This window comes from Micromonospora sp. NPDC049114, from assembly GCF_040648635.1.
Classification (GTDB): Bacteria; Actinomycetota; Actinomycetes; order Mycobacteriales; family Micromonosporaceae; genus Micromonospora.
This window is the reverse complement of sequence record NZ_JBEZEA010000005.1, coordinates 334071-351545: the sequence shown is the minus strand read 5'-3', so window position 1 is coordinate 351545 and position 17475 is coordinate 334071. Positions and strand designations below refer to the sequence as shown.

12 protein-coding genes are annotated in these 17475 nt (G+C 70.5%); 1 reads left to right on the top strand and 11 read right to left on the bottom strand.

From position 1 onward, the window contains the following. Positions 1-56: 56 nt before the first annotated feature. The 6 genes from AB0B39_RS18365 to AB0B39_RS18340 all read right to left on the bottom strand — a co-directional run bounded on the left by AB0B39_RS18365 (position 57) and on the right by AB0B39_RS18340 (position 8307). Entirely contained in the window at positions 57-2453 is a 2397-nt protein-coding gene (locus AB0B39_RS18365; protein ID WP_357489711.1) for a ricin-type beta-trefoil lectin domain protein, read from the bottom strand. 101 nt (positions 2454-2554) lie between these two features. Then, positions 2555-3406: a sugar phosphate isomerase/epimerase family protein gene (locus tag AB0B39_RS18360; protein ID WP_357489709.1), complete on the bottom strand. Its 852-nt coding sequence runs from the start codon at positions 3404-3406 to the stop codon at positions 2555-2557. Between the two features lie 6 nt (positions 3407-3412). After that, positions 3413-4597, bottom strand: coding sequence for a substrate-binding domain-containing protein (locus AB0B39_RS18355; RefSeq protein WP_357489708.1), 1185 nt, complete (start codon positions 4595-4597; stop codon positions 3413-3415). 10 nt (positions 4598-4607) lie between these two features. After that, a complete protein-coding gene (locus tag AB0B39_RS18350) occupies positions 4608-5585 on the bottom strand; it encodes an ABC transporter permease (RefSeq protein WP_234583996.1) in 978 nt (325 codons plus the stop codon). Positions 5586-5587: 2 nt separating this feature from the next. Further along, positions 5588-6562 (bottom strand): ABC transporter permease, encoded by a 975-nt coding sequence (locus AB0B39_RS18345; RefSeq protein ID WP_234583998.1) that lies wholly within the window; start codon positions 6560-6562, stop codon positions 5588-5590. A 233-nt stretch (positions 6563-6795) separates the two neighbouring features. Then, positions 6796-8307, bottom strand: a complete 1512-nt coding sequence (locus tag AB0B39_RS18340) for a sugar ABC transporter ATP-binding protein (protein ID WP_357574891.1) — start codon at positions 8305-8307, stop codon at positions 6796-6798. Between the two features lie 523 nt (positions 8308-8830). On the opposite strand from AB0B39_RS18340, the gene AB0B39_RS18335 reads away from it, so the two are divergent. After that, the gene (locus AB0B39_RS18335) at positions 8831-12382 is read left to right on the top strand and encodes a ThuA domain-containing protein (protein WP_357574890.1); all 3552 of its coding nucleotides are present in this window, start codon (positions 8831-8833) and stop codon (positions 12380-12382) included. 83 nt (positions 12383-12465) lie between these two features. Here AB0B39_RS18335 and AB0B39_RS18330 read toward each other — a convergent pair whose 3' ends face one another. The 5 genes from AB0B39_RS18330 to AB0B39_RS18310 form a co-directional block, all read right to left on the bottom strand. After that, complete coding sequence (locus tag AB0B39_RS18330) at positions 12466-13440, bottom strand: aldo/keto reductase (RefSeq protein WP_357574889.1); 975 nt, start codon at positions 13438-13440, stop codon at positions 12466-12468. After that, positions 13437-14315 (bottom strand): amidohydrolase family protein, encoded by an 879-nt coding sequence (locus AB0B39_RS18325; RefSeq protein WP_357574888.1) that lies wholly within the window; start codon positions 14313-14315, stop codon positions 13437-13439. The genes AB0B39_RS18330 and AB0B39_RS18325 overlap by 4 nt, the downstream gene beginning before the upstream one ends. Further along, the gene (locus AB0B39_RS18320) at positions 14312-15073 is read right to left on the bottom strand and encodes an SDR family NAD(P)-dependent oxidoreductase (RefSeq protein ID WP_357489698.1); all 762 of its coding nucleotides are present in this window, start codon (positions 15071-15073) and stop codon (positions 14312-14314) included. The genes AB0B39_RS18325 and AB0B39_RS18320 overlap by 4 nt, the downstream gene beginning before the upstream one ends. Further along, the gene (locus AB0B39_RS18315; protein ID WP_357574887.1) at positions 15070-16098 is read right to left on the bottom strand and encodes an alcohol dehydrogenase catalytic domain-containing protein; all 1029 of its coding nucleotides are present in this window, start codon (positions 16096-16098) and stop codon (positions 15070-15072) included. Before AB0B39_RS18315 ends, AB0B39_RS18320 begins: the two co-directional genes overlap by 4 nt. 140 nt (positions 16099-16238) lie before the next feature. Beyond that, positions 16239-17474, bottom strand: a complete 1236-nt coding sequence (locus AB0B39_RS18310; RefSeq protein ID WP_357574886.1) for a mandelate racemase/muconate lactonizing enzyme family protein — start codon at positions 17472-17474, stop codon at positions 16239-16241. Position 17475: the final 1 nt, after the last annotated feature.

Genomic DNA, 17475 nt, shown 5'->3' with positions numbered 1-17475 from the left:
GTGGCCCGCCGCCGGGGGCCCCGGCCGGGGTGCGGCCGGCCGGGGCGAACCGGATGTCAGCTACGCACCTGCCACTGCTGGTTGGTGCCGCCGTTGCACGCCCAGAGGATGAGCTTCGTGCCGTTCGCCGTCGCGGCGCCGTTGGCGTCCAGGCACAGACCCGACTGCACGCCGGTGATCGTGCCGTTGGCGTTGATGTTCCACTGCTGGTTGGCCTGGCCGTTGCAGTCCCAGATCACCACTGTGGTGCCGTTGGCGGTGCCCTGACCCGAGGCGTCCAGGCACTTGGTGCCGTACACCATCAGCTGCCGGCTCGCGGTGTGGGTCCACCGCTGGTTGGCGGCGCCGCTGATGCAGTCCCAGAGCTGGGCCTGCGTCCCGTTGGTGGTGCTGGAGTTGCCGATCTCGGCGCAGCGCCCGGACTGGACGCCGACGAGCTGGACATTCTGCGGGTTGGTGTTGCCGCCGCTCTGCACGCCGGCAGAGTTGATCACCGTCTGCGCGCCGGACGGCCAACTGCCGTTCGAGACCGTGACGTTGCCGTTGACGACGTTGCCGCGGTCGCCGTTGGTCACGTTCGTGCTGCCGTTGGTCGACCAGTTGTTGGTGACCGTGAAGTTGCCCATGTTCTCGGCGTAGTAGTAGTTGGCGGTGGCCCAGGTGCCGGTGGAGGAGAACACGTTGTTGCGGGCGGTGTAGTAGCGCGAGCCCTCGTCGAAGTAGAGCCCGAACCAGCCGTTGGTCCGCAGGCAGTAGTTCTCGTTGATGGTCCCGCCCTGGTTCGCCGACAGCGTGTAGATGCACCCGCCGTCGGTCATCTGCTGCATCACGTCGTGGATGTAGTTGCCGATGACCTGGTTGTTGGCGGCGGTGGTGGCCGTCGAGTAGCGGGGCTGGTAGTTGTAGAGACCCCGGTTGGCGTAGTGGTTGCTGCCGCCGGCGTCGTTGGCGCCCCAGCCGTACCCGACCGACAGGCCGGTGTACGGCATGTTGTAGACCTCGTTGTGCGAGACCAGCGCGGTGTTCACGTAGGTGGTCAGGATCGAGACCACGCCGCGGTACTCCAGACCGAGGTCGTGCACCCGGTTGTTGCTGATCGTGATGTTCCGGTTGACCATCCGCTGGTCGCTGGGGTGGTGGGCGTCGGCACGTACACCGCCGACCACGATGCCGCCGGCCGAGTTGCGGGCGATCTCGGAGCGCGTGACCGTGATGTTGCTGGCTCCCAGGCCGACGCCGCTGGCGTGGGCGTTGGCGTCGTTGCCGATACCGATCGCCGTCTGCCCCAGGTTGACGAACTGCGAGTCGCTGAAGGCGATGGTGTTGGCGGCCGAGACCTGCACGGCGGCCGGCATCTGGGCCCAGCTCGGGCGGGTGGCCTCGAACAGCGGGCAGCCCTCCTGGCAGGAGGTCAGGGCGTCGGACGGACGGGCCCAGGTGCCGACGATGTGCGCGCCGGTCTGCTGGTCGGCGAACCCGTTGCTGCTGCTCGGGCCGAGCCAGCTGGTGCCGGTGAAGGTGATCCCGCTGAACGAGATGTGGTGCGCGGGCGCGTCGTACGTGCCACCCACGTTGACCAGGGACTGCAGTTGCGGCAGCTCCACGCTCACCGAGCTCATGCTCTGCCCGGCCAGCGGGATGTAGTTGAGCTGGCCGCTGCCGGGGTTGAGATACCACTCGCCCGGTGAGTCGAGGAACTCGTACGCGTTGGCCAGGTAGAACGGTCCGGCCCGGTGCGGGCGGGACAGGGTGTCGAAGCCGAACGTGTTGTTGTTCCACGCCGGCTGCTGCATGGTCAGGAAGTTGCCGCTGATGCTCTGCACCGGCGAATACCGGTCGGTGAACGAGCCGACGCTCTCCACCTCGACCCGGTTCTGGTTGCCGAGGTTGTTCAGGTAGCTCAGCGCGCTGTTGCTGAACCGCATGCCGCTCGTGGTGAAGGTGAAGTCGGCGCGGTTCACGGCCGTACGCGCCCGGGTGGCGACGGCGCCGTTGACGTAGAGCTGGCGGCTGTCGAGCCCGGCCGGGACGCTGGCCCGCCAGATGTTCTTTCCGGAGTCGACGAGCGACCACCCGGTGACCGCCCGGGCGCCGCTGATCGTCGGGCGGGCCGAGGCGGCGGCCCGCCAGATCACCTGGTAACCGTTGGTGCCGGAGTCGGCGGCGGTCAGCCGCATCGGCGAGGTGAGCCGGTACACGCCGTCGGCCAGTTCCACGACGATGTCGCCGGACATGGAGCTGTTGAGCGTGCGTACCGCGGCCTGCGCGCCGGCCAGTGAGCACGGCTGGCTGGCGGAGCAGGTGCTGCCGCTGCCGGACGGGGACGCGTAGAGGGTGGTGGTCGCCGCGGAGGCCGGTGTGGCCGAGGCGGTCACGGCGACCAGGGCGGTCAGTGCCGCCGTGGCGGCGCCGGCGAAGAGCCTGCGCGCCACGGAGATGGATGAGACGGACACGGGACGGTCTCCTGAGGTGGGGGGTGGGGGGACGCCTCGACGAGGCGGGTTCGGCGGGTGGGTGGGCGTTAGCGCTAACACCATGGACGTGCCGACGCCGGTCAGGCGACGACCTTCCGTAGGTGGTGCAGGCCGTCGACGGCGAGGCGGTCCTGTGAGGGGGCCAGGGGCCGCCAGATCGACGCCGCGGTGGCGATTGTCGCGTTGTCGGCCGTGAACGACTCGATGCAGACCGCGCCCCGGTAACCCGTGCCCCGCAGGACGGAGAAGAAACGGGGCCAGTCGAAGTGGTCCGCGCCGGGTGCGCCGCGGTCGGTGCCGCTGACCTGGACGTGCTTGATGTGCGGGCCGGCCAGCGCGAGCGCCGCGTAGGGGTCGGCCTCCTCGATGTTCATGTGGTACGTGTCGATCATGATTCCGACGCTCGGGGGCAGGCCGTCGATCGCCTCGATCGTCTGCTCGACGGTGTTGACCACGCTCGTCTCGTAGCGGTTCAGCGCCTCGACGCCGATGGTCACGCCGCACTCGCCGGCCCGGTCGGCGACCGGCGCGAGGGCCCGCCGGAAGTCGGCGTAGCAGGCCGCGCGGGCCGCCGCCGACATCCGCCAGGTACGGCCGACCGACGCGTACACCGGGCCGCCGACACACGGCGCACCGACGGCCGCCGCGCTCGCCACACACCCCATGAGGTACGCGACCGTCGACTCGACGACGGCCGGCGTCGCATCCACCAGGTCCCGCCCGGGCGGGGTCACCGCGCAGACGCCGGCCGCGACGAGGCCGTGCGCGGCCAGCAGGTCCCGCGTACGGACCGGATCCCAGTCGCCGGGTTGCTCGATCGGCAGTTCGACCGCGTCGAAGCCGAAGGAGGCGATCCGCGGGATCAACCGGGCGAGGGCCTCGTCGTCGACCGGCGAGGCCCACACCCAGGGGTTGACGCCAATGGCGTACACCGCAACCTACTTCCAGCGCTGCGGGTAGCCGGGCAGGTCACGGCAGCCGCACATCGCGTAGTGCAGCGGCGGCATGCTCGGGTCGAGGTACTGGTCCAGGTTGTCCTGGGTGACCGTGGGCTGCGGCAGCTTCCACGGGTTGGAGACCTGGGTTCCGTCGAGGATGTTCAGCGCGGCGATGATCGGCGTTCGCCACTGGTACGTCGGGTAGGTCGGCGCGATGGCGGTGAGCTTCTTGTCCTTCCACAGCTTCAGGAAGTCCAGCTGGTCCTCGCCGTTCATCGGCGGTACGGGCTTGCCGGCGTCCTGGAACGCCTCGACCGCCGCCACGGCTACCGCTCCGGCGTCCATCCAGACGCCGTCGATCGTGCCGTACCGCTGGATGTAGTCGTTGACGATCTTCTTGGTCTTGGCCGGGTCGCCGTCGGTGAACTCCACGCCGACGACGTCGACCTTCGCCTTGTCCAGCGCGATCTTCGCGGCGGACCAGCGGGTCTCCAGCACGTCGACGCCGGGCAGGATGCGCAGGGCCAGCAGCTTTCCGCCGGGCTTCATCTTCTGGCTGACGAACTCCGCGCCCACGTGGCCGAAGCCGTAGCCGCCCACCGGGTTGATGAAGGTCACCGGGCAGGTGGTGTTGACCCCCCGGTCGAAGACGACCACCGGAAGGCCCGCCTGGCAGGCGGCCTCGACGGCCGGGGTGAGCGTGGCGGTGGTGTTCGGCGAGACGATGAGGGCGTCGCACTTCTTGCCGAGCAGGTCGTTGATGTCGGCGATCTGCTTCTGGTCCTTGCCCTCGGCGTCGACGTGCACGAACTCGCTGATCCGGCTCCGCTGCGCCTCGACCTCGGCCTGCATGGTCTTGAACCCGACCTGCCGCCAGGGGTTGTTCAGCGCCGCGTTGGAGAAGCAGATCTTGTGCTTGCCGGGCTTCTTGAACTTCGCGGTGTCCACCATCTTCGGGTTGAGCACCTGCTCCCACGGCTTGTCGGCCGGCCCGGTGGGGGCGGCGTCGAGCAGGGCCAACTCGTTGTCGTAGTCGGCCTGCACGAAGAACTTGGACTGCTCCCCGGTGCCCGAACCGGCCGCCGCGGAGGCGGTGCCCGACGGTGACGCCGTCGGCTCGTCGGTGGCGCATCCCGCGAGCACCAGGACGCTCGCCGCGGCCAGGGCGGTCATGGATCGTCTCATCGAATCACCTTTATCTGGAGGAGGAGGAACGCAGGGACGAGACCGCCACGGCGAGCAGGATGATCACGCCCTGGACGGTCGATCTGAGGGCACCGGAGACGCCGGTGAAATTCATCAGCGCGAAGAGCGTCTCGAGGGTCAGGGCACCGAGCATCGCCCCGACGACCGAGCCACGGCCCCCACCGAGGGCGACCCCGCCGAGCACGACCGCGGTGATCGCCCCGAACTCCAGCCCGACGCCGGCCTGGAACGACACACCGCTGTACCCGCCCAGAAGGATCGCCGCGACCGCCGCCGCGAGGCCGCTGAGCATGAACGCGATCGTCTTGGTGCGCGCGACCCGCACGCCGCTCAGCTCGGCGGTGCGCGGATTGTCCCCGACCGCGACCAGCGTGCGACCGAAGTCGGAGCGCGTCAGCACGACGGCGATCGCCGCGACGACCACCAGGACGAGCAGCGCGTACGGAATGCGGCCCAGCAGTGGCACGTCCTCGATGGCCCGTCGGCCGAAGCGGCGGAACTCCTCGGAGAGCCCGCCCTTCGGAGCGCCGTCGGACCACAGGTACACGGCGCCGACGAGGATCAGGAACATGCCGAGGGTCGTGATGAAGGACGGCACCCGCAGCACCGTCGTGACCAGACCGTTGACCAGCCCGACGAGCGCGCCGCCGACGAGCAGCAGCGCGACCACCGGCCAGGTGTGCGACGGATCGCTGTCGATGAGCCGGGCGGCGACGACGACCTGCGCCGTGACCAGGGAGCCGACGGAGAGGTCGAACTCCCCGCAGACGATCACGAAGTACTGACCGGCGGCGAGCAGGATGATCGGCGCGGAGCGCCCGAGGAACGACATCAGCGACGACGGCGCGAGGAAGTCGGGCTGGACGAACGCCACGAGGATCAGCAGCACCACCAGGAGCGCGACGATCGGCGCGATCCCGTCGGTGCGGATCCGCAGCGGCAGCGGACGACGTTCGGCGACCCGCATGGTCAGGACCCCGCCTTTCGCATGGCCCGTCGGGCGTAGACGGCGACCGCGGCGATGATGATCACGCCGCGGATCACCTGCTTGAAGAACGCGTCAACCTCGAGCTGGTTGAACACCGCGTCGATGCTGGCGAGCAGCAGCACGCCCCCGACCGTGCCGAGCACTCCCCCGCGCCCACCCGCGAGGGCGGTGCCGCCGAGGACCACCGCGGCGATCGACTCCAGGTCGTAGAGCCCCTCGGTGCCCACCCGGGGGGCGCCGGAGCCGAGTCGACTGGCCAGATAGACGCCGGCCAGGCCGGCGCAGAGGGAACACAGCACGTGGGCGGTGATGAGGACCCGGTCGTTGCGGACGCCGGAGAGCCGGGCGACCTCCGGGTCGCCGCCGACCGCGACCAGGTGGTGACCGAAGCGGGTACGCGACAGGGCGAACCAGGCCGCCGCGGTCACCGCGAGCAGCAGCAGGAAGGACACCGGTACCGGCCCGATCCGCTGGTACCCGAGAGTCCGCACGAGAGCCGGCGCACTCTCGCCGGCCGGACCGTCGTAACCGTTGTCGAGGTAGCCCTTGAGCAGCAACCCGACGCCGAGGGTCGCGATGAACGCGTTGATCCGCAGTTTGGTGACGAGCACGCCGTTGAGCAGCCCGATCGCGGCACTGACCGCGAGCGCAAGCCCGATCGCCGGGAGCAACGCGCCGTCGCTGCCGTTCATCGCCTCGGCCGCCACGAGGGTGCTCAGGCTGATCACGTACGCCACGGAGAGGTCGAGTGAACCGCCGAGAATGACCAGGGTCTGCCCGACGGCGACGAGCCCGAGGCCGGCGGCGACGTGCAGCAGACTCACCGTCGTCGACTGGTTGAAGAGCTGGCCGCCGTCGAGCATGACGACCAGCCAGCCGATGACCAGGGTGAGGGCCAGGGCCACGAACACGCCCGGCACGGCATGCCGGGCCGGACGAAGCGAGAGGGCGGTCACGGAGCTGCCTCCATTCGCGACTGCGGGGCTCGCAAACCCGGCTCACTCCTCGCGCTCATCGGGCCGTCTCCATTCGCGACTGCGGGGCTCGCAAACCCGGCTCACTCCTCGCGCTCATCGGAGCCATCTCCATTCGCGACTGCGGGGCTCGCAAACCCGGCTCACTCCTCGCGCTCATCGGGCCGCCTCCATTCGCGACTGCGGGGCCTGCAGGACCGGCTCATTTCTCGCGCTCACGCGGCGGCCTCCCGGACGGCGCCGACCGCGAGGGCGACGACGTCCTCCTCGGTCGCGGCGGCCGGCAGCTCGCCCGCGATCCGGCCGTCGCGCAGGACGACTATCCGGTCGCTCATGCCGAGCAGCTCCGGCAGCTCGGACGAGATCATCAGAACGGCCGCGCCGTCCGTCGCGAGGCGGCGGACGAGATCGTGGATGGCCGACTTCGCGCCCACGTCGATGCCCCGGGTCGGCTCGTCGAAGAGCAGGATCCGTGGTGTCAGCGCGAGCCATCGGGCCAGGACGACCTTCTGCTGGTTGCCGCCGGAGAGGAAGCGGATCTCCTGGTCGTCGCCGGCGGCACGGACCTCCACGGCGTCGAGCAGCTCACGCACCCGTGCGGTGCGGGCGGCACGACCGGACCGTGCCGCGAACACGGCCCGGCTGGCGAGCAGAGCATTGTCCAGCACCGACTGCCGGGCCACGATGCCCTCACCCTTGCGGTCCTCGGTGACGTACGCGATGCCCGCCCGCATCGCGGCACGCGGCGAGCGCAGCCGCACCGGCTCGCCGTCGAGCTCGACGTCACCGGTCGTGAACGGGGCCACCCCGAAGAGCGCACGGGCCAGCGCCGATCGTCCCGAACCCTGCAGGCCGCCGACGCCGAGCACCTCGCCGGCGCGCAACTCCAGGTCCACACCCCGCAGCTTCCGGTTGCCCCCGCCGCGGACGGTGAGTCGCACCGGCCCACGGTCGGCGGGGTCGGCCCGCTGCGGGTAGTAGTTGGACAGCTCACGGCCGACCATGTGCCGCACCAGCTCGTCCGTGTTGGTCCGCGCGGTGTCCACGGTCGTCACCCGGCGGCCGTCCTTGAGAACCGTGATCCGGCTGGACAGGTCGAAGACCTCGGTGAGCCGGTGCGAGACGTAGAGAAGGCCGATGCCACGTTCCTGGAGCCGGCGGACCAGCCCGTAGAGCAGCTCGACCTCCTGGCCTGCCAGCGCGGCGGTCGGCTCGTCCATGATGAGCAGCCGCGCGTCCAGAGCGAGCGCCTTGGCGATCTCGACGACCTGCTGCTGGGCGACGCCGAGCTGCCCCACCCGGGAGTCGGCCGGCAGCGCGGTCTCCCCGATCGAGGCGAGCAGGCGCCGGGTGCGGTCCAGCATCTCGCGGCGGTCGACCAGCCCGCGCCGGACCGGTTCGTGACCCAGGTAGACGTTCTCCGCGACGGTGCGCTCGGGCAGGAGGTTGAACTCCTGGTGGATGATGCCGACGCCGGCCCGCTGCGCGTCGCGGGGGCCGTGGAACACGCGCGGTTGACCGGCGAACTCGACGGTGCCCTCGTCCGGGGCGTACCCACCCGAGACGATCTTCATGAGCGTCGACTTGCCGGCGCCGTTCTCACCGACGACCGCGTGGACCTCGCCCGGTGCCACGTCGAGGTCGACGCCCTCGAGGACGCGCACCCCGAGAAACGACTTGCCGATGCCCCGCAGGGCCAGCAGCGGCGCCGGTTGTGGATCTGCCATCCCGATAGCCCTTACAGATAGTAGTCATCGATGAGATCCGTACACCGGCCGGTAGGCCGTTCGATGCGCTGAGCGACGCACTTTCGCAGGTCTCAGCGGAACTTGCGTTTTTATGGTGCAAACATTTCCTTGACATCGAGGAAACATCACACGTATGAAGATAGATGTTTGGATGCGGGTCCGCAATCCTCGATCTGCAGCGACTGCCAGGCCCGGCACTCGATCGGCGCGAGTGTTGGCTCGGGCACGTCAGGCCCGAGCACCCCTACTGGGGAGTAACATCCGACGCCCGACGTTACATTGACACCCATCGATCAATAGCTCATCCTGACCTCGCAGACCATGGACGAGACCACAGCCCACGTCACGCTGTGTGACGTCCTGCGGGGCTGACTGCCGTTTCGGCGGACGGCACGACGACCGCGACCAGCACACCCGTGGCCCACGCGCGCCCAGGCACAACCTGGCGCGTGCCGGACCCGTGCTCGCAATCGGAGTTGCCCGCCCAGACCTAGGAGACGGCATGCGTCGCCCCACAATCCTCATCGGAATGATCGTCGGCCTGTTACTGGCGCTCGGCCTGGCCCCGCCGGCGTCGGCCGCCCCGGCCTTCCGCGCCCTGTTGTTCACCAAGACCGTCGGCTACCGGCACGACTCGATCCCCGCCGGAATCTCGATGTTCCAGCAGCAGGCGGCCGCGAACAACTTCGAGCTGGTGCAGACCGAGGACGCGAGCGTCTTCACGCCCGCCAACCTCGCCACCTTCGACGTCGTCATCATGTTCCAGACCTCCGGCATGGTCTGGACCTCGGCCTCGCAGCGCCAGGCCATCGAGGGCTACCTCGCCAGCGGCAAGGGCATCGTGGGCGTGCACAACGCCACCGACATGGGCATCGAGTCCGAGTACCCGTGGTGGGACCAGACCATCAACGGCGGCGCTCACATGCCCGAGCACTCCCCCGGCGTGCTCGCCGGCACGGCCATCGTCGCCGACAAGCAGCACCCGTCGACGGTCGGCCTGCCGGACCGCTGGAGCCGCAGCGAGGAGTGGTACAACTTCGACTCCAACCCGCGGGGCAACGTGCACGTCCTGGTGACCGCCGACGAGCGCACGTACAACCCGGGCTCGCGGGCGATGGGCCCGGACCACCCGATCTCGTGGTGCCGCAACGCCGGCGGCGGCCGGGTGTGGGCCACCGCGATGGGCCACGCGATCGAGTCGTACAGCGAGACGAACTTCCGCAACCACGTCCTCGGTGGCGTCAAGTGGGCGGCCGGTAACCAGCCCGGGGACTGCGGCGGCACCGTCTGGAGCAACTTCGAGAAGCGCACCCTGGACGACAACACCGCCGACCCGATGGCGCTGGCAGTGCTGCCGGACGGCCGCGTGCTCTACGTCCAGCGGGGCGGCCAGGTCAAGATCTTCAAGCCGAGCACCAACAACACCGTCACGGCCGCCACGCTGAGCGTCTACACCGGCGGTGAGGACGGTCTCACCGGCGTCGCGATAGACCCGGCCTTCGCCAGCAACGGGTACGTGTACGTCTACCACTCGCCGGCGAGCAGCACGACCGACGTCAACCGGGTGTCCCGCTACACGCTCACCGGTGACACCCTGAACCTGTCCACCGAGGCCCGGATCATCGACATCCCCGCGTACCGGGACCGGACCTTCGCCGAGCCCGGGCACACCGGCGGCTACATCGAGTTCGGCCCGGACGGCAACCTCTACATCGGCACCGGCGACGACACGCCGCCCAACCTCGACCCGAACTGGCAGGGATACGCCCCGCTGGACTGGCGGTCCGGCAAGTCCAACCTGGACGCCGCCCGCTCCGCCGGCAACACCAACGACCTGCGCGGCAAGCTGCTGCGCATCAAGCCGTCGGCCACCGGTGGCTACACCATCCCGACGGGCAACCTCTACCCCCAGGGCACCGCGCAGACCCGGCCCGAGGTCTACGCCATGGGCTTCCGTAACCCGTTCCGCTTCTCGATCGACCCCGCCACCGGCTGGGTCTACCTGGCCGACTACGGCCCCGACCGCAACCCGCCGACGACCAACCGGGGCCCCGAGGGGCTCGTCGAACTCAACGTGATCAAGGCAGCCGGCAACTACGGCTGGCCCTTCTGTCACGGCAACAACCAGCCGTACGCGCCGTTCAACCCGGACACCGGCGTCGTCGGGGCGAAGTTCAACTGCAACGCCCCGGTCAACAACTCGCCCAACAACACCGGCCTGGTCAACCTCAAGCCGATCGTCGCGCCCAACATCTGGTACGGCTACCCCGCGTCGACGACCTTCCCGGAGCTGGGCTCCGGCGGGTCGGCGCCGATGGGTGGGCCGGTCTACCGCTACAACGCGGCGAACCCCTCGGCGACGAAGTTCCCGGCCTACTACGACGGCGTGCACTTCTTCTACGAGTGGTCGCGCAACTTCATCAAGGAAACGCACTTCGACTCGTCGACGGCTGTCACCCGGACCAACTCGTTCATGCCCGGCGGCAACTTCAACAAACCGATGGACATGGAGTTCGGCCCGGACGGCTCGCTGTACCTGCTGGAGTGGGGTTCCAACTTCGGCGGCGGCAACAACGACTCGGGGCTCTACCGCATCGACTACATCCAGGGTGGACGTTCACCGATCGCGAAGGCCGTCGGCACGCCCACCAGCGGCAGCGCCCCGCTGACCGTCCAGTTCAGCAGCGCCGGCACGGCGGACCCGGACGCCGGCAACACCCTCAGCTACCAGTGGACCTTCGGTGACGGCGGCACGTCCACGGCGGCCAACCCGGCACACACCTACACCACCAACGGCAACTACACGGCGCAGTTGAAGGTCACCGACAACACCGGCAAGACCGGCTTCGCCAACGTGCAGATCACCGTCGGCAACACCGCCCCGGTGGTCACCATCAACGTGCCGCCCAACGGCGGCATGCTGAACTTCGGCGACAAGGTCTCGTACACGGTCAGTGTCTCCGACCCCGGCGGCGCGGCCGTCGACTGCACCAAGGTGTTCGTCAACCCGGCTCTGGGACACGACGACCACGCGCACGAGACCACCGAGTACCCCGGTTGCTCGGGCACCATCTCCACCGACCTGCTCGGTGGGCACCCCGAAGGGGCGAACCTGTACTACGTGCTCAACGCCCGCTACACCGACGACGGTGGCTCGGGTGGCGCGGCGCCGCTGACCGGCTACGCGACGGCGATCCTGCAGCCCAAGCACAAGCAGGCCGAGTACTTCAGCAGCCAGTCCGGCGTCCGGGTCGTCGACCAGAGCGCCGCGGAGAGCGGCAAGCGTGTCGGTGACATCTCCAACAACGACTGGGTGGCGTTCAACCCGATGAGCCTGTCGGGCATCAGCAACGTCAGCTACCGGCTGTCGTCACCGAGCGGTGGTGGTTCCATCGAGCTGCGGGCCGACTCGCCGACCGGCACCCTCCTGGCCACCACGACGGTGCCCAGCACCGGCGGCTGGGACAACTACCAGTCCACGCCGGCGGTCAGCGTCGCGGCCCTGTCCGGGACGCACACCCTCTACATGGTGTTCAAGGGCAGCTCGTCCAACTGGTTCGACCTCGACGCGTTCACCTTCGGCGGCAACGGCGTAGGGGTCCCCGGCACCGACGGCGGAGGAATCGCCGGCCGCACCTGGACCCTCACGGCGCAGCACAGCGGCAAGCTGATGGACGTCAGCGGCAACTCCACCGCCGACGGCGCCCAGGTCGTGCAGTGGGCGGCCACCGGCGGCAACAACCAGAAGTGGCAGGCGGTGGACGCCGGTGGCGGCGCCGTCTACCTCAAGGCGGTGCACAGCGGCAAGTGCCTCGACGTCACCGGCGGGTCGACCGCACAGGGCGCCTTCCTGCAACACAGCACCTGCACCAACGCCAACCAGCAGAAGTTCACCGTGACGGCGACCGGCACCGCCGGGATCTACACGGTCAAGAGCGCGCTGAGCGGGCTCTGCCTGGACGTCAACGGCGCCTCGACTGCCGACGGGGCCCGGCTGCTGCAGTGGGGCTGCCACAGCGCCACCAACCAGCAGTGGCGGTTCAGCGCGGTCTAGCGACCGGACGGTAGTTCCGACAGGACGCCGGCCACCCGATCGCAGGATCGGGTGGCCGGCGCACCGCGTTCACGGGTGTGTCGTCACCCGCCGAGCAGCCCGGCGTCGCGCAGCGCCGCCCAGAGCTGCTCCGGCACGTCCGCGTCGGACCGGCGCAGGGTCTCGGTCACCTGGGCCGCGTCGCGCACGCCGACCACTGTCGAGACCACCGCCGGATGCCGGCGGACGAACGCCAACGCCGCCTGCGGGAGGGTGACGCCGTACGCCTGACAGACCGCCGCGATCCGCCGCGCCCGCTCGATCAGCTCCGGCGGCGCCTGCTGATAGTTGTAGACCGCGTCGGCCGGCGGCTGGTCGCGGGCCAGCAGCCCCGAGTTGTAGACCCCGGCGATCACCACGCCGACCCCACGGGCCTGCGCGGCGGGTAGCAGGTCGTCGAGCGCGCCCTGTTCGAGAAGGGTGTAGCGGCCGGCGCACATGACCACGTCGATGTCGGTCTCCTGGACGAACCGGGCCAGCATCGCCGACTGGTTCATGCCGGCCCCGATCGCGCCGATGACGCCCTGGTCGCGCAGCTCCACCAGCGCGGGTACCGCCTCGGTGGCCGCCTGCTCCCAGTGCTCGTCCGGGTCGTGCAGGTACACCACGTCGACGCGGTCCAGGTCGGTGCGCTCCAGGCTGGCCTCCAACGACCGGCGTACGCCGTCGCGGCTGAAGTCCCAGACCCGCCGCAGGTCGGCCGGCACGTCGAAGCCCTCCGAGTCGCGCTCCCCCGCGGTCTCCGGCGAGGGTACGAGCAGCCGTCCGACCTTCGTCGACACCACGTACTCGTCGCGCGGCCGGGACCGCAGCGCGGCGCCGAGGCGCCGTTCGGACAGGCCGAGGCCGTAGTGCGGCGCCGTGTCGAAGTACCGGATGCCGGCGGCCCAGGCGGCGTCGACAGCCGCGGCGAACTCGTCGTCGGACGTCCCCCGGTACAGGTTGCCACCCTGCGCCGCGCCGAAGCCCAGCTCGGTGAGGCGGACCGCCGGGCGGCGGGGCAACGCTCGGGCCGTCATGACGCCTCCAGCCGGTACGCACGGTGCGCGGTCTCCCGCCAGATCGCCGCCTGCTCCTCGTCACCGAGTGGTGCCACCAGGTCGGCGAGTACGGCGACCCAGCGGGTGTAGGAACTGGCGAGCAGGCACACCGGCCAGTCCGAGCCGAACATGAGCCGTTGCGGGCCGAACACGTCGAGCGCGTGGTCGACGGCGGGCCGCAGGTCGTCGGCCGTCCAGGACGATCCGTCCACCTCGGTCACCAGGCCGGAGAGCTTCGCGGTGACGTTCGGCTCGGCGGCGAGCGCCCGCAGGTTGGCCGGCCAGTCGCCGAGGCCCCCCGCGCCGAGCGCCGGTTTGGCGAGGTGATCCAGGACGAACGACACCTCGGGCAGGTCGCGGACGAGCCGGGTGGCCGCCGGCAGTTGGTGGTCGCGGACCAGCAGGTCGTAGGCGAGGCCGGCCGCGCCGACCGCCGCGATGCCCCGCCGGACGTCGCGTCGGTCGAGGTACGCCGGGTCGGGTTCGGACTGGACCAGGTGCCGGATGCCCACCAACCGCTCGCCGCCGCGTACCGCGCGGAGCCGGTCGAGGCGCTCGTCGATGTCGTCGGCGGTGAGGTTCACCCAGCCGACGACCCCGCTGATGAGCGGGTCGTCGGCCGCGATGCCCAGCAGGTGCTCCGTCTCCGCCACGGAGGCGATGGACTGCACGACGACGGTCTCGGTGACGCCCGCGGCGCGTGCCGCCGGGGCGAGATCCGCCGGGGTGAAGTCGTTGTCGATCGCCGCCATCGTGTCCGGGTCGATCCAGGGTTGCGGGTGACGGGCACGGACCCAGAGGTGGTGGTGGGCGTCGACGATGCCGGGGCGCCCGGCCGGCGAGGGATGCGTCATCGGCCCAACCAGCCGCCGTCGACGGGCAGGACCGTGCCGTGCACGTAGTCCGAGGCCGCGGCGGCCAGGAACACGGTGGCGCCGGCCAGGTCGTCGGCACGTCCCCACCGGCCGGCCGGGATCCGGCCCACGATCGCGTCGTTGCGGGCGGGGTCGTCGCGGAGCGCCTGGGTGTTGTCGGTGGCGATGTACCCGGGCGCGATCGCGTTGACGTTCACCCCTCTGCCCGCCCACTCGTTGGACAGGGCCTTGGTCAGCCCGGCGAGGCCGGACTTCGCCGCGGTGTAGCTCGCGACGTTGATGCCGCCCTGGAAGCTCAGCAGCGAGGCGGTAAAAATGATCTTTCCGCGGCCACTGTCGACCATCCGCCGACCGATCTCCCGGCTCAACACGAACTGGCTGGACAGGTTCACCTGCACCACCCGGTCCCACATCTCGTCGGGGTGCTCGGCGGCCGGCGCCCGGGCGATCGTGCCGCCGTTGTTCACGAGGATGTCCACCGGCGCCACCGCCGCGGCCTCCTCGGCCAACCGGTACACCGCGGCCCGGTCACCCAGGTCCGTGCGGATGCCGGTGAACCGGCGACCCGCCGCCTCGACCCGCCGCTGCACCTCACTGCCCGCGGACTCCATCTGCGCCGACACCCCGATGATGTCCGCGCCGGCCACCGCCAGGGCCTCCGCCATCGCCAGGCCGATCCCCCGCCGTGCGCCGGTCACCAGCGCGGTACGTCCGGTCAGGTCGAACAGGGCGCTCATCGGCCCTCCTCCCGCCAGTCGAGCAGCACCTTCATGACGCCGCCGCCACCCTCCAGAGCCGTGAACGCGTCCGTGACACCGGCCACGGGCAGCACCCGGGAGATCAGCTCCCGGGCCGGGATGACGCCCGCCGCGACCAGCCGGATCGCCTCCACCACGTCCTCGCGCTGGTACAACCGCGCGCCCAGCAACTCCAGCTCCCGCCAGAAGAACCGGTGCAGGTTGACCGGACGCGGCTGCGGGTGGATCGCCACCATCACCAGCCGGCCCCGGGTGGTCAGCACATCCACGGCCGTGCCGACCCCGGCGGCGGAACCGGACACCTCGAACGCGACATCCGCGCCCGCGCCTCCGGTCCGCTCGTTCACGAGCGCCACCACATCGGTCGGCCCCGGGTCCACGGCCTCGATCCCGATCCCCGACGCGACGCCGCGCCGGAAGCCGTCCGGTTCCACGAGCAGGACCTCGGCCCCGCGCGCCCGGGCGACGGCCGCGATGAGGACGCCCACCGGACCGCCGCCGACGACCACCACGTGCTCTCCGGACGTCACCTCCGCCCGTCCGACGTCGTGCACCGCCACCGCGACCGGCTCGACCAGCGCCGCGTGGTCCAGCGGCAGATCGTCGGGGAGCGCAAGCACCAACTCGGCCGGCACCGTCCACGACGACTGCATCGCGCCGGGCGAGTCGATGCCGAGGAAGTCCATCGCGTGGCAGATGTGCGAATTGCCGCGGCGGCACGCCGGGCACCGCCCGCAGGCGCGGGTCGGCATCACGGTGACGGGCTGCCCGACGGTCAGCCCGGTGACGCCGTCGCCCAGCGCGGCGACCCGGCCCGACATCTCGTGGCCGATCACCGCCGACGCGCCCACCCGGGCGTCCATGTCGCCGTGGAAGATGTGCAGGTCCGTGCCGCAGATCCCGGTGTACGCCACCGCGATCCGCACCTGGCCGGGGCCCGGCGGTTCTGGGGCACGGTCCTCGATTCCGAGATCACGCGCACCCCGGTAGACAACTGCCTTCACTGCTGCTCCGTCTCAACGTCGTTGGTTCGTACGGGTGCGTACGCCAGGGGCGGCGAGATCCGCATCCGTTGTGTCGGCGCCATCGACACGGTAATCATCCGACCAATCCTGGTCCAGAGGCGGCTTGGGGTCGAGCGGTCTCAATGCCGCAGGGGCGCCACGTCGTTCTGGGACGGGACGGCGTCGGCGAGCAGGGCATCGACCCGGACAGCCGGAACTGTGGGCATGTGCTCGGCCACCGCCAGCAGGCGCTTACCGGCCCGTTCCGGTCGGACGTTCGGGCTGCCGGCGGTCGGGTCGCCGGCCCGGTCCGCGGCCGCTGCGATCGCCACCTCGTCGACCCGGATGCCCAGTCCCGGTGTGTCGCCGAGAATGAACGCGCCGTCCTCGACGTGCAGGTCGAGGCCGATGCCCGCGGGCGGCCGCAGATCCTGTAGTTCGCTGACCAGGTGGTTCGGCACCGAGGTGGCGGCGTGCAGCAGCCCGACCGGGATGTTGCCGATGGGGCTGACGGGCAGGTCGTGGGCATGCGCCAGGGCCGCCACCCGCAGGAAGTGGGTGACACCCCAGACGGCCGCCATCTGAACGATGTCCACCGCGCCCGCGCCGATCAGCGGGCGGTACTGCTCCAGCCCGGTGAGGTTCTCGCCGGTGGCGATCGACGCCCGGACGCCCCGGCCGACGGCCGCCAGGCCCTCGGCGTCCCAGCGGCGGACCGGCTCCTCGATCCAGATCAGATCGAGGGTGCGTTCCAGCTCGGCCACGTGCCGCACGGCCTGCTTACGCGACCACGCCTCGTTGACGTCGAGCATCAGACCGGGCCGCCGGCCGTGGCCCGCCTCGGTCAGCACCTCCCGCACCAGCGTGAGCCGGTGCCGGTCCCGCTCGATGTCGAGGCCGCCCTTGAGTTTCGCGGCGCGTAGGCCGTACCCGGCGTAGACCTCGTACTCCGCGACCAGCTCGTCGTCGGTCAGACCGATGTCGAGGCCGGAGGCGTAGGCGGGAACACGTCGGTCCCGCCCGCCGAGCAGCCGCCAGAGCGGCTCACCGGCGAGCTGCGCCTTGATGTCCCACAGGGCCGTGTCCAGTGCGCCGATCGTCCCGAACACCAGCCCGCCGTGACCGGCCTTGAAGGTGTGTCGGAGCATCCGGTCGTACAGGCTGGTCACCGCGCGGGGATCCTCCCCCTCGATGGCCGGGAAGATCCTCTCGATCTCCACGTGCGGGCCCAGGCCGACGCCGCTGATCCCCGCGTCGGTCTCGACGATGGTGATCGGCAGCGTCGTGACGCCGTCGGGAAACACGCCGTTGGCGTCGCCGACCGGCCGGCCCCACTCCTGGACCGTCGTCAGGGTTCGATACCCGGTGATACGCATG